General features: G+C 43.7%; 18 protein-coding genes and 1 pseudogene. 12 read left to right on the top strand and 7 right to left on the bottom strand.

Features of this window, described 5'->3' with window-relative positions; translation table 11 throughout:
- Nucleotides 1-72: 72 nt before the first annotated feature.
- The 3 genes from ACXACS_RS09255 to ACXACS_RS09265 form a co-directional block, all read right to left on the bottom strand.
- Complete coding sequence (locus ACXACS_RS09255) at nucleotides 73-1,293, bottom strand: retropepsin-like aspartic protease family protein (protein ID WP_474805982.1); 1,221 nt, start codon at nucleotides 1,291-1,293, stop codon at nucleotides 73-75.
- Nucleotides 1,290-1,739, bottom strand: a complete 450-nt coding sequence (locus ACXACS_RS09260; protein WP_474805984.1) for an acyl-CoA thioesterase — start codon at nucleotides 1,737-1,739, stop codon at nucleotides 1,290-1,292. The genes ACXACS_RS09255 and ACXACS_RS09260 overlap by 4 nt, the downstream gene beginning before the upstream one ends.
- 106 nt (nucleotides 1,740-1,845) lie before the next feature.
- A complete protein-coding gene (locus ACXACS_RS09265) occupies nucleotides 1,846-2,556 on the bottom strand; it encodes a DUF8198 family protein (protein WP_474805985.1) in 711 nt (236 codons plus the stop codon).
- A 155-nt stretch (nucleotides 2,557-2,711) separates the two neighbouring features.
- On the opposite strand from ACXACS_RS09265, the gene ACXACS_RS09270 reads away from it, so the two are divergent.
- The 4 genes from ACXACS_RS09270 to ACXACS_RS09285 all read left to right on the top strand — a co-directional run bounded on the left by ACXACS_RS09270 (nucleotide 2,712) and on the right by ACXACS_RS09285 (nucleotide 7,917).
- Entirely contained in the window at nucleotides 2,712-3,392 is a 681-nt protein-coding gene (locus ACXACS_RS09270; protein ID WP_474805987.1) for an elongation factor P hydroxylase, read from the top strand.
- Complete coding sequence (locus tag ACXACS_RS09275) at nucleotides 3,389-4,552, top strand: ATP-NAD kinase family protein (RefSeq protein ID WP_474805989.1); 1,164 nt, start codon at nucleotides 3,389-3,391, stop codon at nucleotides 4,550-4,552. The genes ACXACS_RS09270 and ACXACS_RS09275 overlap by 4 nt, the downstream gene beginning before the upstream one ends.
- Nucleotides 4,553-4,665: 113 nt before the next feature.
- A complete protein-coding gene (locus ACXACS_RS09280; RefSeq protein ID WP_474805991.1) occupies nucleotides 4,666-4,959 on the top strand; it encodes a YfcL family protein in 294 nt (97 codons plus the stop codon).
- A gap of 204 nt (nucleotides 4,960-5,163) precedes the next feature.
- On the top strand, nucleotides 5,164-7,917 hold the full coding sequence (locus ACXACS_RS09285) for a M16 family metallopeptidase (protein ID WP_474805993.1): 2,754 nt from the start codon (nucleotides 5,164-5,166) through the stop codon (nucleotides 7,915-7,917).
- Between the two features lie 61 nt (nucleotides 7,918-7,978).
- On the opposite strand, the gene ACXACS_RS09290 is transcribed toward ACXACS_RS09285, so the two are convergent.
- Nucleotides 7,979-8,320, bottom strand: coding sequence for a carboxymuconolactone decarboxylase family protein (locus tag ACXACS_RS09290; RefSeq protein ID WP_039222723.1), 342 nt, complete (start codon nucleotides 8,318-8,320; stop codon nucleotides 7,979-7,981).
- A 377-nt stretch (nucleotides 8,321-8,697) separates the two neighbouring features.
- Between ACXACS_RS09290 and ACXACS_RS09295 the strand changes: the two genes are divergently transcribed.
- The 3 genes from ACXACS_RS09295 to ACXACS_RS09305 all read left to right on the top strand — a co-directional run bounded on the left by ACXACS_RS09295 (nucleotide 8,698) and on the right by ACXACS_RS09305 (nucleotide 14,861).
- Nucleotides 8,698-12,843: a two-component regulator propeller domain-containing protein gene (locus tag ACXACS_RS09295; protein WP_474809238.1), complete on the top strand. Its 4,146-nt coding sequence runs from the start codon at nucleotides 8,698-8,700 to the stop codon at nucleotides 12,841-12,843.
- 67 nt (nucleotides 12,844-12,910) lie between these two features.
- Complete coding sequence (locus ACXACS_RS09300) at nucleotides 12,911-14,218, top strand: short-chain fatty acid transporter (RefSeq protein WP_474805995.1); 1,308 nt, start codon at nucleotides 12,911-12,913, stop codon at nucleotides 14,216-14,218.
- Between the two features lie 82 nt (nucleotides 14,219-14,300).
- On the top strand, nucleotides 14,301-14,861 hold the full coding sequence (locus ACXACS_RS09305; RefSeq protein WP_474805997.1) for an isochorismatase family protein: 561 nt from the start codon (nucleotides 14,301-14,303) through the stop codon (nucleotides 14,859-14,861).
- Nucleotides 14,862-14,893: 32 nt separating this feature from the next.
- Here the strand turns inward: ACXACS_RS09305 and ACXACS_RS09310 are convergent, their stop codons facing one another.
- Nucleotides 14,894-15,418 carry a cysteine hydrolase family protein gene (locus tag ACXACS_RS09310; RefSeq protein ID WP_061486098.1) on the bottom strand — a complete coding sequence of 175 codons (525 nt, stop codon included), beginning with the start codon at nucleotides 15,416-15,418 and terminating at the stop codon, nucleotides 14,894-14,896.
- Between the two features lie 124 nt (nucleotides 15,419-15,542).
- On the opposite strand from ACXACS_RS09310, the gene ACXACS_RS09315 reads away from it, so the two are divergent.
- The 3 genes from ACXACS_RS09315 (at nucleotide 15,543) to ACXACS_RS09325 (ending at nucleotide 18,468) form a co-directional block, all read left to right on the top strand.
- The gene (locus ACXACS_RS09315; RefSeq protein ID WP_474805999.1) at nucleotides 15,543-16,499 is read left to right on the top strand and encodes a GlxA family transcriptional regulator; all 957 of its coding nucleotides are present in this window, start codon (nucleotides 15,543-15,545) and stop codon (nucleotides 16,497-16,499) included.
- Nucleotides 16,500-16,580: 81 nt separating this feature from the next.
- Entirely contained in the window at nucleotides 16,581-17,783 is a 1,203-nt protein-coding gene (gene zigA / locus ACXACS_RS09320) for a zinc metallochaperone GTPase ZigA (protein WP_474806001.1), read from the top strand.
- A gap of 1 nt (nucleotide 17,784) precedes the next feature.
- Complete coding sequence (locus ACXACS_RS09325) at nucleotides 17,785-18,468, top strand: DUF1826 domain-containing protein (RefSeq protein WP_474806003.1); 684 nt, start codon at nucleotides 17,785-17,787, stop codon at nucleotides 18,466-18,468.
- Between the two features lie 137 nt (nucleotides 18,469-18,605).
- On the opposite strand, the gene ACXACS_RS09330 is transcribed toward ACXACS_RS09325, so the two are convergent.
- Nucleotides 18,606-20,078, bottom strand: coding sequence for an ATP-binding cassette domain-containing protein (locus ACXACS_RS09330; protein ID WP_474806005.1), 1,473 nt, complete (start codon nucleotides 20,076-20,078; stop codon nucleotides 18,606-18,608).
- Nucleotides 20,079-20,226: 148 nt separating this feature from the next.
- Between ACXACS_RS09330 and ACXACS_RS09335 the strand changes: the two genes are divergently transcribed.
- Nucleotides 20,227-20,721, top strand: a complete 495-nt coding sequence (locus ACXACS_RS09335) for a GNAT family N-acetyltransferase (protein WP_474806007.1) — start codon at nucleotides 20,227-20,229, stop codon at nucleotides 20,719-20,721.
- Between the two features lie 85 nt (nucleotides 20,722-20,806).
- A pseudogene (locus ACXACS_RS09340) lies at nucleotides 20,807-21,312 on the top strand (M23 family metallopeptidase).
- A 128-nt stretch (nucleotides 21,313-21,440) separates the two neighbouring features.
- Here ACXACS_RS09340 and ACXACS_RS09345 read toward each other — a convergent pair.
- Nucleotides 21,441-22,277 carry a tetratricopeptide repeat protein gene (locus ACXACS_RS09345; protein WP_474806008.1) on the bottom strand — a complete coding sequence of 279 codons (837 nt, stop codon included), beginning with the start codon at nucleotides 22,275-22,277 and terminating at the stop codon, nucleotides 21,441-21,443.
- Nucleotides 22,278-22,560 lie beyond the last annotated feature (283 nt).

Consider the following 22,560-nt stretch of genomic DNA (forward strand, 5'->3'; position numbering starts at 1 on the left):
GCTGTCTGAATATTTGTGAACTCTCTGAACTTTATCACAGAGGCACGAGTAGCGGTAAACAAAGTTTGCGCGCTAATTATCACGCTCAGTCAAAATCAATTCACTAGACTGGGGCATTATCGCAAAGTCAAATTGGCCTAAGACGTTCATTCCCAACAACCCATCAGCATCGGGTAATGCGTCTTCGGGCAGCACGATGGCAGAAACATCGTTGAACTCGTAGCCCGCAAAGTAAAATCGCGGTATTTGTACTAGTGGTGCTTCAATAGTTCCTGAGGCGGTTCTCACGTTGAAGTTACCGATAAACGTGAGGTTTCGCATACGACCCAAGCGAGCAAATAATCGCGACGATATTGCAGTAGTACTGGCACCCGTATCTAAAATCATGGTGGCTTTTTGGTTAAGCGCCTTTGCTTCAAGGCGATATTGGTCACCAATACGCTGCAAAGCTAAGCGAGTTTCATAACGTGCGTTCTCCCCGTCTGGCGGCGTTAGTTCACTGTTGTTCGGTGTAGTGTCGGCATTAGCAATATCGCGCATGTCATAGGCTTTATCGCGAATGATATTGGCGTCTCTATCGTTTATCGGCAGAGCAGCGAGTACATCTTCCATTAGCGTAAGCTTTTGCTGGTAAGCATAAGCTTCAGCCAAATTTAGGGTGTAGTGTTTTGCGTCGGGTATGCGTTGATAAAGAGGCTCATTTAATCTAGCCACCAGTTCCCATTGTTGGTCTTGACTTAACTGCGTTTGCGCTTGTTGATACAAAGTAGCAATTTTTGTGTCGATAAACGCGAGAGTTTTAGTTGAAAGAGGCAGTTCAGCCAAGTCGTAGTAGTGTACTATCGCTGTGGGCAGAGGCTTAGTTAACTCAATTAGTTCAGCTTCTAGCAACAGCAGCGATTCGTTGAGCGGGTCATTTTTTAAAAGGTTTGTAAGCTCTGTGGTGAGCAACGCATATTGTCCATTATTGAGTAGGGTAGTTAGCGTAGCGATATCACTTTGGGTAATTTGTTGCGAAGATAAGCGCAGATCTTCACGCTCATTTGACGGTATGTTAGTTCTGTCAGCGTTCGAAAAAGAGGTGGATTCACGATCTTTGTTGAAGGGCTCTATATTGCCCTTCGCCTGAGTCTCACTTTCCAGCGCTGCTTCATGTTGTAAATGATGCTCATAGTCTGCTTCTAACTTATAAGCACCGTTATTATGCTGCTTTAAGCTAATCCATAGGTAAACATTGATGCCCAACGACACACATAAAAACAGTGTAAGCAGAACTGCAAGCCCTGTTTTCATTGGTCTAAACACGCCTTTCCATAGACGTCCACAAATTGCTTAGGCATCCGCTTTGGCGCGCCAGTATCAAGGCTGACGCAAACGAAAGTTGTTAGTGCATCAAATACGGTTTTGTTTCGCTTTGGGCAGATAAATTGAAACTGGCGTTTCAAGGTCAATTTTTTATCGCAGTGTACTATCCAAGTGGCGCATTCTAACGTATCACCAAGATGAGTTGGCAGATGATAGTTAAGTTCGTGACGTTTTATTACCATCCCACGGTTTAGCGCCTGATAATCGGCAAACTGCAGGCCGAGGGCGTTTGAATGAGCCCAAGCTAAGGTTTCGAGCTGAGAGAGGTACGCCACATTGTTCACGTGCTGATAGTGATCGATGTGTGTTTCATTAATATGCCATTGCTGCACGTAGGGGTTATCTAACATCCAATTAAGCGTTGGGTTGCTCAAACCTTTTCCTTATTCATATATCTTATTTATACCCTATTTGCTTCATTACCGTCGGCGTAGCGCCGGTGCTCTCGAAGACCTATTATTGCATTTCTGTTTCGGCAACTTATACCTTTGGCAACGGATTATCTTCAGGCAAGATTAAATCGTCACTTAACAATGACTGCATAATTGCTTTTTCTCTTACCAAAACAGGTTGTATAAAGCCTTGCACATCGCCTAGCGCTTTAAATGCATTAAAACCACGCTCTAAAAACTCATGCAGAGCCAGTAAGCCCGCTAATTTGGCTGGACGTCGAGATAGCGAAATCAACATACCTATACCACGAATCTTTATTACGTCAGAGAGTTGATCGCCCAAGTGCGAAATTATGTCGATTTGATGCGCTCTGTCTTCCATCCTGCCCACATTGCGATAAGCCAAAGCGTAGTTGTCTCGGTTAATGGGCTCCCCAGGAAAATGACTTTGTAAGTACTGGGCCACTGCCATATCCAAATCGAATGATAGTGCATTTAGCGATAGGGCATCGTCCATAGCGTTCATGGCTTTGTCTGGCAATACTTTTGCAAGCTTCGGAATAACGCGAACTAAATCAGCGTCGCGCTGGCTAAAATCTTTCGGGCCGTACAATTCATCTACAAAAAACGCCATGGCTTTTTGATAACGTTTTTGCTGCGCCAAATCGTCGTGCGTGACCAGTAAGCGTTCGCACTGCCAATGCTGCAGCTGATGAATGATAGGCATTACTCCCAACTGATTGGCCAAATCACGAAGGGCATTTACCCGGTGAATATGTTTAATTATCTCTTGCGCCAAATGAGAAACTCCCTGTTGAGCTAGTGTGGCTTATCTGCTGTTGTAAACCTAGATTGACCTAAGCAAGCGTGCCTTTCAAGTGAGAAGACAAAGTTTTACTGGTATACTCTGCCGCCATTAGTTTAGCTTGCTTATTTAGATTTTTAATTTACTTAATGAACAGTCAAAGTAGTCAGTCATCATTGAACAATGCCTGTAAAAATGAGACCACTGGCGCACACGCCCCGGGCTTAGAAAAAGACAGCGATGTTCCAACGTTAATATCACTGTTTAATAGCACGTTTGAAGATTTCAATACGCGCTTGGTTTTGGGCGATGATGAACCTATTTACATCCCCGCGGATAACGAAAAGCCTTACCATCAAATCGTCTTTGCTCATGGGTTCTTTTCAAGTGCCTTACATGAAATAGCGCATTGGTGCATTGCAGGCGAAAAGCGCAGACTTTTAGAAGATTACGGTTACTGGTATTGCCCTGATGGCCGCGATGCAGTGCAGCAAGCAGACTTTGAAAAAGTAGAAATTAAGCCACAGGCTATTGAATGGGCGTTTACCGAAGCCGCCGGCAGGAAATTTCAGGTGAGTACGGATAACTTGAATGGTGCTGAGCCCGACAGAGAAGGTTTTACCCGAAACGTGGCTGCTCAGCTAGAAGCTTTTAAAACTAATGGTTTTCCACCACGCGCTGAACGTTTTATACAAGCGCTGTCATCTGTGTTTGGCGAAAGTAAATTAACTGATCCGCCTAGCAGTGTCATGAATAGCACGGCAGCAGTCTCGCGCCAAAACACCGCAAGTAGTGACGTAGTCGATGGGATAGGAGTAAATGCTGAATGAGTCAAATTGACCTTAGCCAATCAACGTCTAATAACAAGCCCAAATTCAAACTGGGTGTTGTGGTAAACCCATTTGCAGGTATTGGCGGAGCGCTTGCGCTTAAAGGTAGCGATGGGGCTGAAATTCGTGAAAAAGCCCTCGCTATGGGAGCAGAGAAAAAAGCTAACGAAAAAATGGCCAAAGCGCTCAGTATCTTAGAAGCGTTGTCGGGGAAATTTACTGTTGTGACTGCGTCGGGCGATATGGGCGAAACAGTTTGTGAATCTCTAGGTATTCCTTATGAGGTAATCTACACGCCTAGTGCTGCACAAACCGAAGGCGAAGACTCAGAACGCGCAGCTAAAGCCATGGTGGATGCCAACGTTGACTTGCTGCTTTTTGCAGGCGGCGACGGCACAGCCCGTAATATCTGTAGTGTAGTCAGCACACAAGTTCCCGTGTTAGGCGTGCCTGCCGGTTGTAAAATTCATTCTGGCGTTTACTGCGTGTCGCCGTCAGCAGCAGGGCAGGTAGTAAGTCAAATGATTGCAGGCGAGCTTGTAAGTGAAATGGACGCCGAAGTGCGTGATATTGACGAAAACGCGTTTCGCGAAGGGAAAGTTATTGCTAAGCATTATGGCGAAATGCGCGTACCGGCAGAACTCACTTACGTTCAAGCCGTAAAAATGGGCGGCAAAGAAGACGAGGCTTTGGTGCTTGATGATATTGCGGCATATGTGAGCGAGATCATGGACGATGAGCCTGATACGTACTTTGTTATGGGCTCGGGCTCTACAGTAGGCGCTGTCATGGAGTTCCTTGGCTTAGACAATACCTTGTTAGGCGTTGATGTGGTGAAGCAAGGTGAACTAATCGCAAGTGATGTGACTGCCAGCGAGCTAATTGCGCTGACTCATGACAAACCCACTAAAGTCATTTTGACGGTTATTGGTGGTCAGGGCCACATTTTGGGGCGTGGAAATCAACAGTTAAGCCCAGCGTTTATTCGTCAAATTGGCAAACAAAATATGCTTGTCGTTGCCACTAAACAAAAACTACAGGCATTAAATGGCAAACCGCTTCGTTTAGATTCAAGCGATGCCGCGCTAGACGCTAAATTAGCAGGCGCTTTTACGGTTATTACCGGCTACAAAGACAAAGTACTTTGCCAAGCTGTTTAAAGGCATTACGCCATACACTAAAGCGAATTTATTGCCTTTAGAACAACGAGGTTTATCTCGACCTGAAAACATAGAGATAAACAACTGAAATTAACAACAGGAAGGAGTAAGACGTGTTACCACCTGCTGCAGCACCAGAAAGTGTCGTTAAAGCTATTGCAGATATTGAGGCATCGCTTGATGACGTGGTAAATCACGGTAGTGATGACGAATTGTTTATTGCCAGCTACTTACAAGGCCATTTCGCGGTAGAGGCACGCCAACTAGAGATGCAAGAAGGCGCTACCATTGCGATGCTTAATGACAAAATGCTCGAAAGCCTTAATAATGCTTTCGCTAACAACGAATTAGACAGTGAAGATGCTCAGCAAGTCAAAGCACTTTGGGCACGGTTAGTCGCAATGTAATTGCGGCTTTCCTTATTTACTTTCTCACAAGAACTATCTCCCCCGCACATCGTTTTTCCTCTTTTACAATCCGTTACAGTTTTCTGCATTACAGCCCTTTATTAACCGCCAGATTAGTTTATGTTTAGTACAGGCGTAAAGCCGCTTTGTGGTGCCTGGCACATTCTGGTGTTCAGCGCAGAAAATAAGATTAAGGATGACGACATGACTGTACTTAAACATCTCACCAAGGGCTTTAAATTAAGCGTGGGTGTGCTGGCAGTAAGTAGTTCGCTGATGGGCTCAGCGTTTGCTAAAAACGATATTAATATCGACTATGAAAAGTTTACTACCGATAACGGGCTAACCGTAATTGTTCATGAAGACCGCAAAGCGCCAGTAGTTGCTGTAGCTGTGTGGTATAAAGTGGGGTCAAAAGATGAACCCAACGGCAAATCTGGGTTTGCTCATTTATTTGAACACCTCATGTTCAATGGTACCGAAAACTATGACGATGAGTGGTTCGGGCCGCTTCAAGAAGCCGGAGCTACAGGCCTCAACGGTACCACAAATTTTGACCGAACTAACTATTTTCAAACCGTTCCAACGCCGGCTCTAGACCGTATATTGTGGATGGAATCTGACCGTATGGGACACCTGTTAGGTGCGGTAACACAAGAGAAGTTAGACGAACAGCGTGGCGTTGTACAAAATGAAAAGCGCCAAGGCGAAGACCAGCCTTACGGAAGCGTATTCACCCATATTTTTGAAGGCTTATTTCCCGTAGGGCATCCCTATCACCACACTGTAATAGGCTCAATGGAAGATCTTAACTCAGCGTCGCTTGACGACGTTAAGGGCTGGTTTAACCAATATTATGGCCCCAACAACGCAATACTGGTGCTAAGCGGCGACATTAACGCCGAAGAAGCCAAACCTCTGGTTAACAAGTACTTCGCTGATATTGAGCCGGGCCCCGCATTGTCTAAGTGGGAAGCATGGGTACCGAAACGTAGCGCAAACACCCGAGAAGTGATCCAAGACAAAGTGCCACAGTCGCGCATTTATCGCCTTTGGGTTTCACCTGAAAACACGTCATCAACTGCAACCGACCTGTTTATCGCTGCAAGTGTGATGGGTGATGGCAAAAACTCACGTCTTTATAAAGAACTTGTTTACGATCAGCAAATCGCTACCAATGCGTCGGTATTTAATTACGAGCTACAAATGGCGTCCATCTTTGGAGTTACGGTTGACGTAAAAGACGGCGTTGACGTAGCAAAGGTAGAAAAAGAGATTGATAAGGTCATTAGCGAATTCTTGCGTAAAGGCCCTAGCAAAGACGAAGTTAAGCTTGTGTCGACGAAACAACGCGCTTCAATTATTCGAGGGCTAGAAGAAGTTGGGGGCTTTGGCGGGAAAGCAGACACCCTTGCTAGCGGGGAGTTTATTGCTGGTGACCCTAACTATTTTAAAACTGAGTTAGACGAGCTAGGAGAGGCGACGCCCAAAGACGTTAAAGCGGCTGCGAATAAATGGTTAAAAGAAGGGTGGCACCAAATCACGGTTGTGCCGTTTATTGAACATACAGCATCAACTGAAAGCGTTGATCGCAGTTCAGGTTTGCCGTCAATTGATGCAGAGACACAACTAAGCTTCCCAGAGGTTACGCAGACCACTTTATCTAACGGTGTGAATGTGGTGTTTGCGAAACGCTCTACGGTACCTTTGGTTAATGTGGCAGTGCAATTTGACGCAGGGTATGCTGCTGATGCAGGTGGAAAGTTAGGACTTGCGAGTTTCACCACACAGATGCTTGATGAAGGGGCGGGTAAATACGATGCCTTGGAACTAGCGGCAGAGCTTGAGCAGTTGGGAACAAATTTAAATGCTGGCTCAAATCTAGACACCACTACAGTTAGCATGTCGATGCTTACCGAAAACATGAAGCCTTCTTTGGCACTTTTGGGGGATATATTAAAATCGCCCACGTTTAAAGAAGAAGAGATTGAACGTCAACGTGCCCTTATTTTAAGCAATATTGCCCAGCAAAAAACACGCCCTGTAAGTATTGCGCTAACCTTACTTCCACCGCTTATCTATGGTGATGATCATGCCTATGGTATTCCATTTACCGGTACAGGAACTGAGCAAGACGTGAAAGCAGTGACGCGAAGCGATCTAGTTAGCTTTAAAGATACGTGGCTACGCCCTGATAATGCGACAATTTTTGTCGTTGGTGACACTACGTTAGACGTCATAAAACCTATGCTTGAAAAAGAGTTTGGTAAATGGAAAGTAGAAGGCAATAAAGGAACGAAACAAATAGCTGAAGCGTCCATGCCTGAGCAGGGCCAAGCGATTATTATTGATCGCCCAGGTGCGCAACAGTCGCTAATTCTGGCCGCGCATTTAGCGCCACCAACAGGTGCAGACAACAATATAGCCATCAATGCTATGAACCAAACACTAGGTGGCGCTTTCACTGCTCGCGTGAATATGAATTTACGCGAAGATAAAAGCTGGTCTTATGGCGCGTATACCTTTCTTCAAGACGCAAGAGGTCAACGCCCATTTATGGTGTATGCACCAGTGCAAACCGATAAAACAGGGCCGTCTCTACTTGAACTCAAAAAAGAGCTCAATGCATATATAGGGGATAAGCCGCCGATGGCGAATGAATTGGAAAGAGCGCGATTGGATGAAGTACGCTCGTTGCCTGGTCAATTCGAAACGGCCAATGCGGTAATGTATAGCCTCTTATCAAGTAAGAGGTTCAATAGAGAATATAATTATCCAGAGTCTTTGGTCGAAAAGTACAATGGCTTATCTTTAGACGATTTAAGTAGCGCGGCGAAAGAGGTGTTGCATCCGGAAAAATTGACTTGGATAATCATTGGTGATGCCGAAAAAATCAAAGCGGATGTTGAAGCAGCTGAGATTGGACCTGTCAGTGTGCAGAGTATGAATTCACTGTAATAAGCGACACTGCAAAGCAAGCGAAAGGGCCGAAAATTTTCTCGGCCTTTTTTATTAGGAATTATTCACTAAACTCATCAAATGCACGCAAAGCATCTGCAGCGTACATAAACGATGGGCCTCCGCCCATGTAAACCGACATACCGCACACTTCTTCGATTTCTTCACGGGTAGCACCTAAATGCACTAACGCTTTAGCATGAAAGCCTATGCAGCCATCGCATCGCGTTGCAATACCAATCGCAAGAGCAATAAGTTCTTTCGTTTTTTTATCCAACGCACCGTCTGCGGTCGCAGCCTTAGCCATATCAGAAAACCCTTTCATGACTTCTGGCACGCCTTTTTTAACCTCGGCTAGATACGGATTTAAGCTATCGGTAATTTCTTTATATGACTTTGTCATTGTGTTCTCCTGACGCAAATAAAATCGGGCTTTAATGTCTCTTTTTCTTTCAGCACAAAAGCGTTTAAAAAGAGACTATCTACTGGCCTTGTTGGTTAATGTCATCGTTAATCATATACCTATAGCTTTTGTACGTCATGATTCAGGTCAAGAAGCGTTTATTTGTTGGTGACAAATGCGCCTTTTGTAGAATGGTGAGCGGCGACAACATGCACTAAAGTTAAACAAGTTTAATTAGCTGCTCAATTCTTGATTTGAAGACAACCCCTCTGGTGAACACGAAAAAATTTATATTCTCACCCTTCCGCGTGTTTGCAATCGCTTTTCTAAATGTAGTGTGTATTACTGTTGCGCTCGCATCTGGTTCGAATAAGTTAATGAACGAATATGCGGTCGAACTTTTAACCGCTGAAGATGGCTTTGTTTCATCAGAAATCTATTCCATAGTCCAAGACCGCCAAGGCTTCCTTTGGTTTGGCACAGCAGAAAATGGCGTCATGCGTTATGACGGTCGCAACGTTAAGCTCTTTGAATCGAATAGCGAAGACGGCCAAAGCCTTTCTCATAACGATGCCGGCAACTTAATGTTGGATGCCGAGGGCAATATTTGGGTGGGTACGTGGGGCGGTGGTGTTAACAAATACGACCCTACAACCGGTCAGTATGAGCGCTATTTAAATGTGCCTGATGATACAAATTCTTTGTCATCAAACCGAATTCAGTCACTTTTTCAAGATAACGCAGGTGATATCTGGCTAGGCTCTTACGACAAAGGGCTTAATCGTTTTTTAGGCAATGGAGAATTTCAGCGAGTACAAAAAATACCAGGGGATAAAAATAGTCTTTCCCACAATCGCATTTGGGACATTATTGATAACGATGCCGATAGTCTGTGGGTAGCGACCAGCTATGGGATAAATTTACTTGATAAAAAATCGTTAGACGCCAAGCATTTCTTGCCGGATCCAAAAAACAAAACGGCTACGGGCGCGAATGAAATACGTAGTTTACTTCGTACATCTTCTCATCAGCTATTCGTCGCTACGCAAAATGGCCCCTTCTTATTCTTTCCAAGTTCCGGTGTTTTTCTGCCTCAAACGACACGAGAAGGTAAACCACTAAGCCAAGTAAACTCGATGATTGAGGACCATGATGGTCAAATATGGTTCGTCACTACCGAGGGATTGTATCGTCATACCGGAGAGGGGAACTATGTTGAAAAGGTCGACTTTGGTTATGAAAACGGCCTTCGCATAATTTTTGAAGATCATACTAAAACCAAGTGGATTACCAGTGAGGTTCACGGGATTTTTAAATTTTCTCCTCGCGGCAAAATTAAACAAATTAATAGTGAATTACTAACCGCACCAAGTGGTATCGCACTTGATCATGTAGATGAAAATGGAAATAAAAATGGCGATGAAAAGGGCGATGTACTCATTGTTACGGCAAACGCCGACGTGTTCAAATGGAAAGTGAGAGAAGAGCTTTTGCAAAAAGAATACGACTCGGTATTTAAAGAGCTTGAAGGTTATAAAGAGCGTGGGGTTATAGAAAGACCTATTATCGTGCCGGATCAAGAAGGGTTTCTGTGGGTAGCACAAGATGACTTTGTGGTCAGAGTTGATCGACGTACTAAAGCAATAAACCGCATTGAATACCCTAAGACTGACAGCAATTATCGTCAGTTTCGTGAGTTCAGAGCACTTGAACTAGACAATAGCGGCAACGTTTGGATTGGTACTTATAAGCACGGTATCTACATTTACAATAAGCATTCCGAAAAATTCAAGCATCTCACAACCGAAGACGGCTTAACGCACCCAGAAATTCACAGCTTATACAAAGACGCCAGCGGCAATATTTGGGTGGGTACGGGCGGAGGTGTGAATTTGTGGTCAGCTGATAGTGAAAGTTTCACGTTTTTTAGTGGCGCAAAGGATCAGCAGGGAAGTTTGCTCGATAGCATTGTGGAAGATATCCACCAAACGAATGATGGAGACATATGGGTAGCGACACAAAGGGGGTTGTATCAGTATTTCGCAGAATCTAAATCCTTCAAGCATTTTAGTGAGAAAAATGGGCTGCCCACCACCTTAATAAGAGCTATCGCTGATGGCGAGGACGGCAGGCTGTGGCTTACCACCAATAAAGGTGTTTTTCTTTATAATCCCGACACACAGAATGTTATTAGCTACAACAGTAATACAGATTTGGCAGGCAAAAACTTTTACTCTGATAGCTTAATTAAAGCGGGTGAAAATACCTATTTTACGAGTAGTCAGCGGGGGGTAGAGTACTTCAAATATAACCAAGAGCAAACCGATGCTGTTAGCGCAAATATAGTTCTTACCGGTTTTAACAAAATGGGGGAGTCAGTAGAGCTTAATAAGCCACTGTCCTATGTTACTGATATCAACCTTTCTTATGAAGCTTACTTTTTTTCATTAGATTTTGCGATTTTAGATTTTTCAGACCCTAAGCGTGCCCGCTTTGCTTACAAGTTAGAAGGGTACGATGAGCAGTGGATTGATATTGGAAATCATACTTCGGTGTCGTTTACCAACTTAAATGGTGGCGACTACAGGTTGCTCGTAAAAGCCATGAAACCCAATGGTGAGTGGGGTGATGATACTCTATCATTGAATTTACATGTGGCAGTAGCACCATGGAAAAGCTGGTGGGCATACACTATCTACGGCTTATTTTTGATAGGTATGGTTGTATTAGTGATTTACCTGCGCACCCGCCTACAGCAAACCGAAATCACTAAACAGAAACGCTTTGTTCAAACACTAGAACAGCAGGTATCTGAAAAAACTGCATCGCTAAAAGCGCAGGCGAACGATTTAAAACAAGCGCTTGAACGTGCCGAAGAAGCCACGAAGTTGAAGTCTGAATTTCTTGCCAATATGAGCCACGAAATTAGGACGCCGATGAATGGTGTTATAGGTATGCTTGGCCTGTTGAAAAAAAGTGACCTGACAGCAGAACAAAGCCAGCGCGTGAGTATTGCTAAAACGAGTGCTAACTCGTTGCTTGTGCTTATCAATGACATTCTAGACTTTTCAAAGATAGAGGCAGGCAAGCTTGAGCTAGAGTCGGTGGATTTTGACTTAAGGGAGTTAGTGGAAAGTGTTGCACTATCAGTAGCGCACTCAGCACAAGAAAAAGACCTAGAACTAATCGTTGATCTCTCTGCAATCAGCGAAACAAAGATATATTCAGATCCAAACCGAATTCAACAAATTCTGACTAACCTCTTAAGCAATGCCGTTAAATTCACTGAACAGGGTGAAATTTACATTGCAGCAAGGTTACTTCCAAGTGATGTTGAAAATGAAGGTATGCTGCACTTAACTGTAAAAGATACGGGGATAGGCATCCCGGAATCCAAACTTCCTCATTTGTTCGACGCCTTCACCCAAGTAGACGCGTCTACAACGAGGCGCTTCGGCGGCACAGGACTTGGTTTAAGTATTACAAAGAATTTGTGTCATTTATTGGGTGGTGACATAAGCGTTGTGTCAGAGCTTGGCAAAGGTAGCTGCTTCAACGTTATATGCAAAGTTACGGGCTCAAAGGAAAGCACGACACTGCAACCTGAACTTGTTAAAGAAAACACGCGTTGCTTAATAGTGGATGACAATGCATCAACAAGACAATCTATGCAGAACCAGCTTGGGCTTTGGGGTGTGAATGCGTTAACTGCATCGTCATTAGAAGAGGCTGCAACGCTTTACTTAGCTGATGAGATTAGTGAACAAGACCCTTTAAGTATTGATATTTTGTTTATAGAAAAAGTCGTTGATGACCACGAGCAAGACAATCGCTTACTGAACTTTAAGGGTATCGAAAACTTAAGGTTCAGTCGTACTATTCTTATGACCAAACTAAGCGATGTCGATAGCTACAGCGAGTTTAGAGGGATGCCCATTGATGAGTGTCTGCCTAAGCCCATAACGACCTCAGATTTACTAAGAATACTTGAAACCACGGTAGGTAAACCCGGCACACAAAACGATGTGCATTCACAGCAGTTGGGTATGGATACTGCAGATTTTGTAGAGCAACATCCAGATGAAGACCTAGCAGAGCAGGAACCTAAGAGACGCTTACTTGATATCGAAGCAACACGGATTTTGTTAGTTGAAGACAATGCGATAAATCAACTGGTTGCTACTAATGCACTCGAAAGCGAAGGGTACCAGGTAGATGTCGCGAACAACGGCTTAGAAGCGTTAGATATGTTGAAGAACTGCAAGCTTGAAGCACAATACCGCGCAATTATTATGGATTGCCAAATGCCCGAAATGGATGGGTTCGAAGCAACGAAATGCATCCGTGAAGGTGCGGCAGGAGATATCTATAAAAGTACGCCTATTATAGCGATGACGGCCAATGCCATGCAGAGCGATAAAGATATGTGCATGGCAGCTGGTATGGACGACTTTCTAACAAAGCCTATCGATCATCAAAAAGTAACTTCAACCTTACAGAAGTGGCTAAGCAAAATTAACTAGCCTCTCGCCAACGAGGAACTAAACGCGTTAATATGCAACAAGTTTTTAACAAGTTGTGAGAGCGTTAATGCTAAATCGTGCATCAAAACCCTTCGTAAAACTCGTCGAAAGATATCTTCCCGACCCCTATATTTTCGTTTTGTTGTTAACGCTCATAACGCTTGTCTTCGCTGTTGTCATTCAAGGCCAATCGCCACTTACCACAATTCAACAGTGGGGCGACGGCTTCTGGGGACTGTTAACCTTTTCAATGCAAATGCTCTTGGTATTAGTAACCGGGTTTATGCTGGCATGCACGCCGCTAGTTAAGACATTGCTAGAAAGTCTCGCCCGTCTAGCTAAAAGCTCAGGAAGCGCTATTGTACTGGTTACTTTAGTGTCGCTTACAGCCAGTTGGATAAACTGGGGCTTCGGGCTAGTGGTAGGTGCGTTGTTCGCCAAAGCACTTGCAAGAAAAGTGTTGGTAGATTATCGGCTATTGGTGGCCAGCGCATACTCAGGTTTTGTCGTATGGCATGGCGGCTTGGCGGGCTCTGTACCGTTAACCATTGCAACACCGGGGCACTTTTCAGAGGCGCAAATAGGCGTAATTGGTACCAGCGAGACGATTTTTAGCAGCTTCAACTTACTGTTGTTGGCAATTATGTTTGTAGTTGTTCCCCTTGTGAATCGTTTAATGCTACCTCCTAAACCTGAAAGCGTAATTGTGGATAGCGCAAAGCTACAAGACGATGCTTTACCTTCAGCAGAAAACGAAAGACCCGCTGATAAACTTGAAAACAGCAAAGCGCTTGGTTTACTTGTCGGTTTCGCTGGGCTTGCTTATCTTACAAATTATTTCATTTCTGGCGGCGGGCTAAACCTAAACATCGTTAATACGCTATTTCTTTTCCTTGCTATTGTCCTTCACGGTACGCCACGTAATGTTTTACATAGTTTGCAGCAAGCCGTTCAAGGCGGCAGCGGAATTGTAATACAGTTTCCGTTTTATGCTGGCATCATGGCGGTTATGGTGCAATCTGGATTGGCGCAGACTATGTCAGGATGGCTAATTAGTTTTGCATCTGCAGAGTCGTTGCCCGTATGGAGTTTTATTAGTGCAGGTATTGTTAATATTTTCGTACCTTCGGGTGGCGGGCAGTGGGCGGTGCAAGCACCTGTAATCCTGCCGGCGGCCGCTGAACTGGGTGCGGAAGTTAATAGGGTAGCAATGGCAGTGGCGTGGGGCGACGCTTGGACGAACTTAATTCAGCCGTTTTGGGCGCTCCCCGTACTTGCCATAGCCGGCCTGAAAGCCAAAGACATTATGGGCTTTTGCTTGGTTCAGCTTATTGTAACCGGTGTCATTATTTCCTTGGTATTGCGGTTTGTGTGAGGATTTCGAGAGCAATTTAACGCCGTAAAACAAAGCGAAAAGAGCCGAATGTGAAGCCACAACTTAAATACAAGCGGTGTGAATGATGCCTTTAGACGAAGAAAAGGTAGGGTTGTTGGTCGTAGATATTCAGGGCACTTTAGCTCGAAGAGTCAGCGATAGCGAAGCAATGATATGCAAAACCGCAAAGCTAATACAGTGTTGTAAATTGCTCAATATTCCCGTAGTCGTGCTTGAGCAAAATCCTGATGGCTTAGGTGGAACGGTCCCTGAAATTGAAACTCATGTTGCAAGTGACCCTCACTTTAAGAAGTTTACTTTTAACGCTGTAGCGGGTACTGACCAGTGCTCGTCCGAAATACTGGAGTACATTGGTGAAATGGAATTAAGTCGATGGCTGGTTGTGGGAATTGAAGCGCACGTATGCGTTTATCAAACGGTAACGGGTTTATTGGAAAATAATCACACTGTGGAAGTAATACAGGACTGCATTTCTTCAAGAGAGTCTTCCAATACTGTGCTCTCCATCCAAAATATGCGTGAGCAGGGCGCACGGATCAGCAGTTTTGAGATGACACTTTTTGACCTTTTAAAATCATGCCAACATCCAAAATTCCGAGAAGTGTTAGCGCTCATCAAGTAGTCGAACAACGTGATGAGCGAAACAAGTCGGAGCTACGCGAATGCGGTTTCTATCGATACAATGTCAATACCACGCACTTGCATAGAATCCAGCGCCAACAGATGACCAATGGCGTCACGCGTGCAGGTGCAAGGTTCAATGACTTTGGGGGAATATTTGGCGGCAGCTGGTGATAATGCTGTGTGAGTTACGCAGTTGTGCGTCATCATGCCTGCCAGAAGAATTTCATCCACGCCCAATGACTGTAAGGTTTCTTCTAAATTGGTGTTCTCAAAACAATCGGCGTGTTGCTTTGTGATGATGGGCGCATCCGGGGCTGCGGCTATCACCTCTTTATGAATTTCAGCGCCATGAGATCCTTCATAGAAAAACAACCCTTCTCCGGCCTCAACAGGCACAAGGTGCTGTATGTGAATAATCGGAATGCTCTTTTCCTTTGCAATAGCCATCGCTTTAAGTGTTTCTTGCATCGCAAGCTCTGGTTTGTGTAAAGGATACTTCCCTTCAGGAAAGTAGTCGTTTTGAATATCAATAACAATAAGTGCTTGTTTAACCACGGTCTTACCCCTTTTTCCAAGAAACAATCTCTAGCACGGTTTAAGTTGTGCTTACTCGATATTGACTATTTTGCAGATTTTCACGTGTAATAGAGAGTGACGATAATGACAAAAAGCACGCCAAATGCGACAGCGTTCACAAAGCGACAATGAAACGATGAAAGAAATAAAAATAGCAGTAATAAACTATCCAACCGCAAGCCAATCTGCGCTTTACGGCATAGTTGAAATGTTAGAGTTAGCGAATACGATGTGTGAGCAAGTCAACGCTGACGTGGCGTTTAGCGCGAGTATTTGCAAAGCGGAACAGTTAAATTCAAATGCGCTGGTTGATGTCGTCATCTTGCCGCCAAGCATGAGTGAAACATTTTTTGAGCATGACTTCACATCACTTATCAACTATATGAAAGTCATGCAGTCCCAAGGTGCATTGCTCGCCTCTGCTTGCGTAGGTGCATTTATTCTTGGCAAAGGGGGCTTTTTAGATAACAAAGTGTGTACTACACACTGGCGAATTGCCGATCACTTCATGGCAGCCTTTCCCACAGCAAAACTAGATGCTAAAGCTATCGTGGTAAACGGGGAGGGCGTAATAACAGCTGGCGGGAGAATGGCGTGGATTGATCTTGTGTTTGAAATCATATCGACCTTAAGTTCACCGACCATTGCATTGAATCTTTCTAAAGAGATGGTGGTGGATACAGGTTACAGGGAGCAAGGCTTTTATCACCAGTTTTCACCTAAAAAAGATCATGGCGATGCTCTCGTTGTTAAAGCGCAAAATTACTTGGAAAACCATTACAGTCAGCCAATTTCTCTTAGCGATCTAGCTAGCCACACTTTCGTTAGTCAGCGAACCTTACAGCGAAGATTTGCGCAAGCGTTAGGTATGTCAGTCATCGACTATCTGCAGAAGCTGAGACTTCATCATGCTTGTCAGCAAATTGAAGTATCAACGCGCAGCATTGCTGATATTGCATTCAACGTGGGCTATCAAAACGTCAATGCATTTAGGAAGATATTCCGTAAAGAGTATGGGCTTAGTCCGGTAGAATACCGCAAGCGTTTTGCAATAAATTAATCATATCGTTATTTTCATTTTAAATGTTATGTTATAACATTTATTAAGTTCGAGATTTAAAATGAAACTTAGTGAGTCGTTATGTCTATTCAAACTCAGCTTCCCGTTACCGTACTATCGGGCTTTCTAGGCGCCGGTAAGACCACGGTTCTAAACCATATTCTAAATAATCGTGATGGATTGAAAGTGGCGGTTATAGTCAACGATATGAGTGAAATCAACATTGATGCCGCTACTGTCAAAAATGAGGTTAGTTTTAATCGAGCTGAAGAAAAGCTGGTTGAAATGAGCAACGGTTGTATTTGTTGTACGTTGCGAGAAGATTTACTTGAAGAGATAGAGCGTTTAGCGCAAGAGGGTAAGTACGATTACTTAGTCATTGAGTCTACGGGCATATCGGAGCCGCTACCAGTGGCCGAGACTTTTACTTTTGCCGATGAAGACGGTAAAAGCTTATCGGAAATATCTCGCCTCGATACTATGGTCACGGTGGTTGATGCATTAAACTTTTTAAAAGATTATGACGAAGCTAAGTTTCTTAACGAAGTAGGCGAAAGCTTGGGCGAAGAAGATGAGCGAAGCGTTGCTGATTTATTGGTCGAGCAGGTGGAATTTGCTGACATTTTGCTAATAAGCAAAACTGATTTGGTTTCTGAAGAAGATTTGGCCCGCCTTAAAAGTATCCTTCAAACTTTAAATACCGAGGCTATTCAAGTTCCTATTGAGCATGGGAAAGTACCGTTAGATAAAGTGTTAAACACAGGTCGTTTTAGCTTTGAGCGCGCTCAGCAATCGCCGGGTTGGTTGAAAGAAATGCGTGGCGAACACGTGCCAGAAACCGAAGAGTTTGGTATCAGCAGCTTTTCGTACGAAGCAAGACGTCCGTTTGACCCGCAGAAGTTTTATGATTTTCTTCATAGTAAAGAAATAGCTGGCAAATTAATTCGTTCAAAAGGATTTTTCTGGTTAGCAACACGCCCACAGCTTGCAGGCAGTTGGAGCCAGGCTGGCGGCATGGCGAGATACGGAGCCGCTGGATTGTTTTGGAAAGCCGTACCCAAAGAGCAGTGGCCTGAAGACCCTGACTATCTTAAAGCGATTGAAGAGCAATGGATGGAGCCTTTCGGTGATATGCGTCAAGAGCTAGTATTTATTGGGCAAGGGCTTAATAAAGAGGACATAATCAGGCGCTTAGACAGTTGCTTGTTAACAGACGAACAGCTTATTCAAGGTCATCATGTTTGGGCTGAAATGCCTGACCCATTTCCTGCGTGGGAGCACTAGTATGCAGGCGTTACAAGACCACAATACTGTCTTCGAACATAGCATCTCTTGGCGTTCAAGCGCCGACGCTATGGTTCTGGGCGATATTTTTGAAGAAGGGGTTAGCGTTACGGTATGGAACAGACCCGAGGCGCCGCTCATCTCCCAATATTATGACGAGGTTTTTAAATCATTAGGAATGGGTATTCGTGGTGTGTTTTCTGTTGCTTCTCTAAGGAAGGAAATTGCCACGCTTCTACCAGGCGAAGAAACCAGCATTGGAAAACAAGCCGCCATTGATGATATTTATCTGCTTTCTGACATGCTTACCACACTATTTGATTGTGACAGTGTAGGGGTAAGACTCGTGCCCTTATCTTCGGCAATGTGCCCCAGCTTTCACGTAGACAATATTCCTGTTCGATTGGTAAATACTTATTTAGGCGAAGGTACTGAGTGGTTACCTAAAGAAAGTGTGGTAACTAGCCCGATGATTGGCCTTAACGACGCGAATACGCAAGGGCTTACGAAGAATAGGCTAGGGCAGCGCTACCAAGAAAGCAGCATTAAACAAATGAGTGCTTTTGATGTGGGGTTACTCAAAGGAAAGTCTTGGCAAGGTCATGAAGAGTTTGCCGCCGTACATCGGTCTTGCAAAGTGCAACCAAATACTCAACGTGTGCTGCTTACTCTAGACCCAATGTAGTTTCAAAAAGAGCACTGCATTAAATATGAGCCAGATGCAGATTTTAGGCGCTTATAATGCCTTTCTACCATTTCTTTGGCGCTATCACTCTTTTTCATGAGTTTTCCCTTGTGATAGCGCCTTTTTCTTCTCAGATTTTAGTTTGCTACATTGTAGTCTTTCATATTCAGGGTGTTGCGAATGCTGGGAATGCATTCCTCTGGGTTGTGATTAACATACAGCAGCGTGCTGGTGCCAGCCTTTGCCAATATATCAATAAGCTTAAGTGCTTTTTGGCGGTTGAAGTCGTCTAAACCGTTACAGGGTTCATCTAATATAAGCAGTGCAGGGTGTTTTACCATAGACCTCGCTATAAGCACTAATCGCTGATCGCCAAACGATAGTGACTGAAACGGTGTATTCTTCTTCTGTTGTAAGCCCAGTACAGCAAGCCATTGTTCTGCTACGTTTCGCTCAGCCAACGTTGGGCGGCTGTATAGACCAATGCTGTCGTGAAAGCCAGAAATGATTACATGTTCAACACTTGCGTTTACTTTGTATTGTATGTGCAGCGCATTCGACATAATTCCAATGTGCTTCTTAATATCCCATATGCTCTCGCCAGTCCCTCGTTTTATTCCAAACATTGTTAAGTCGTTGGTATAACAATGGGAATTATCACCAGTAAACATTTGAAGCAAACAAGTTTTACCTGACCCGTTCGGGCCAGTTATCTGCCAATGCTCATTTTTATTAAGCGTAAAGTTAAGCTTTTCAAATACAGTAAGTTCATCGAAACGCACAAAGCCGTCATTTAGCTGGATCAAGGTATGGGGTAGTGAATCAAGTTCACTGTTCTGCTTATTGTAATTTTGGTCGTTAGCGCTGAGCGCTGCGGGTACATCGATATCATCAGACTCCAGCGCAAACCAAGTACTCAACTCTGAGCGCAAGTCATCATAGTTAAGTGTGCCGTCAGATTTCCACGTAATAGCTAGATCATCCATAACAATGAGTTGTGCATGAAGGCCCTCAGGAATGTCTGCAAGCTTGTTGGCGGTCAACGCCAGTGCTGCTTGTTGTTGAGAAACAAGAAAGCGACTAAATGCATTAATCGCTTCAACATCTAAGCCTTCGAAAGGTTCATCAAGCAAAATAATTGCAGCGTCGCTCAACCACGCCAGCATGATAATTACCTTGCGGGTTTCTCCCGTAGACAGCGAAAGAAACGCACTATCCAGCAAATGCTCAACTCTAAGCGCAGAAGTAAGTTCGCTGTAATAAGGGTGATTTTGATAATCCTCATTGGTGCGTAAGAATAACTCGCGAACCTTTGTTGGCTCAGCGATTACATCTAAAATATCCGCACTGTCTTTTTGCTTTTCTTCTTCAATTAACGCCTGTTGCTTAAATACTGATACTTCCGCAACAAAAGAACTACTCTCGCGAACACCGCTTTCTACTTTACCGTTACCCGCTAGTGATGAAATTAAGAGCGACTTCCCGCTACTATTCCTACCTGCAATAAGGTAATGCGAGGGTGGTTTTTCATTATGTAGCGTTAACGAAAACGCAGGGGTAATATATTGATTAGAAAGCTTTGTTTGAAATTCTGAAAGATACAGCATCATGATTGCGAGTGGATAAAAAGTAGAACTATTGTGAAGTTTTCTGTTTACCTGTCAATGGTGAATAAGGCTTTCTGAAGACGGAGTCAGCTGGTAAGTTAGTCTTATGAGCTAAGCGCTACACACTACAGTCGATTAAGGGAATAAATTTTTGAGCAAGGTAGAACTGAGAGATTTTAAAATGAGCGATGTGGGTAGACTGGTAGATATTTTAAATCAACCGTCGGTTACTCAATATCTTTCGACAAAAATTCCTAACCCTTATACAAAAGAAGATGCTATGTGGTGGGTTCAAGAGGGTAGTACCCAAGGCTTTATAAGAGCTGTTGAGTATGAGGGCGAGTTAGTAGGGTGTATTGGTGTTAACCGCGGTCATTTTGAATATGAAAGGTCTGGAGAGGTTGGTTACTGGCTTTGTTCATCACACTGGCGAAAAGGCATTATGCGCGATGCACTGCGCCAAATTATTGCCCTTACTTTTTCAGACACAAATATAGAACGCATTTTCGCCTGCGTATTTTCATCCAATTTTGCTTCGCAAAAGTTGCTGCTAAATGCAGGGTTCAAGCTGGAAGCGATATTGCAACGCGCCATTTTCAAAGATGGACAGTTTTACGATAGCCATATTTTTACCACCTTGAGATAGCTAGAAGGTAATTCCCCGAATAAAGTGTTTATCTGAGTCTGAGAAAACAACCTTCGAAAGGTGCGACCTATAAAAAGGAACTTTTGTGAAAAAAACGATCATATCAATTTTACTAATTTTTCTGGTATTCATTTGCGCGGGGCTAGTAATTCCAGAAAAACTTGTAATTCCAGTAGAGGGGGCATCCTCTAACGACTGGAATCACAACACGTTTTGGTATGAGCCATGGGGCAGCTCTGGTGTGCACAAAGGTGTAGACATCTTTGTGCAAAAGGTACGCCTGTTCAATCCACTACCTCTGGCTACGTTATCTACACAGGCGAATTGGGAAAAGGAGGGAACGTTGTCGCGGTTCTTGGCCCCAAGTGGCGTGTGCATTATTACGCTCACATGCAAGAAGTTACAGTTGAGAAGGGGACTTGGTTATCGCAAAAAGATAAAGTGGGAACCCTTGGCGATACTGGCAATGCCAAAGGTAAGCAGCCACACCTTCACTACTCGATTGTTTCTCTTATTCCTTTGCCATGGAAAGCAACGTCTGAAACTCAAGGTTGGAAAAAATGTTTTTTCTTAATCCTCACGAGAAGTTGATTTAGGCGCAAATGCAAGAATAAGATCTTTTTTAGGTAAATACATACAGCTAAATCTCGCCGTTTTTTACAAAACGCCCGATGAAGTGATAAACCGCGCGTCTTATAAAATATAGACGTTAACTTCTTTTAGAAATCACTCATAAGAAATTGCCAGTAATAGCGTATGAATTGGTCAGTGGGTATGTCAGAGCATGCATTTGCTTTATCTTGACAACTACGGCCCTTGATTCTTGTACCTGTGGTGTTTTTTGTGATGGAGATTGGTGCGCTCTGATAGTATTCAATACCAGTATCAATGAGCTCGCCAAGTTTTGGTGTTTTAACGGTAACGACTTCAATCTCGTCCCCGTTTGGCGCTAATGCTCCTGCTTTGTGGGCAAGTGGGGCTTGTTCATCAGAATTCTTCGCGGATAGTGCTTCTAGTGTTGATAGCGTTTGTGGGAAGTTTTGTTCATTAAGCCTTTGCTCCGACTTCAATCTAGCTACTGTGTTAGGCACCAGCTCATGGCGCTGCTCAGCCGCTTTAGCCAACCAAAAGTCAGCTTGCTCTAAATTTTGTACGCTATAGCTTGGGTTCGACAAAATCTCAGCCATAAAATAAACCGCGTTTTTGTGACCACTCTTGGCTGAATCTCTAAGAAAGCGTAAGCCTGTCTCTTTATCAGCAAGGTTATCGTCAGAGATAATTAATAGTCCTGCTTTATAATTTCCCTCAGTAGAACCCCAGCTCCCCGCTTTTTTAAAAGCTTTTAATGCTTTGCTTTTATTTTTATCGGTTCCATAACCATTAAGGTACATATCCCCCAATATAATATTTGCGTTTATGTGCTTGCGAGCGCTTACTTTAATATCTTTGAAGCGTTGAACACATTCCCGTTCTGCACAAGGGAAATAAGAAATTGATGCAGCGTTAGCCTGTGAAATTGCAATAACCGAAAGTAAGAAAAGACAGTATTTGAGCATTGTTGATATCCTTATTCTGCTTGATTTGTAAACACCATCACCATCCTAGACGTATTGTTATATTTGTTCAACAATACTTTTACTGTTGTAAAAACGATGCTAGTTCAACTAGTTAAATAGTTTAGTTAAGTGTTTAGCTTTTTAGTTGCTTACCTGCTAATTTTTCTTGGCTACTACCAGATATGTCTTCGCCAAACATCGAGTGTTCCACTGAAGCGTTTAGCGCTATTGCGGCTCTATTTATATTTCTAAACCTATCTAGTTTGTAAAATTTACGGCGATT

The sequence above is a fragment of the Alteromonas sp. AWM4_230 genome, assembly GCF_056158305.1.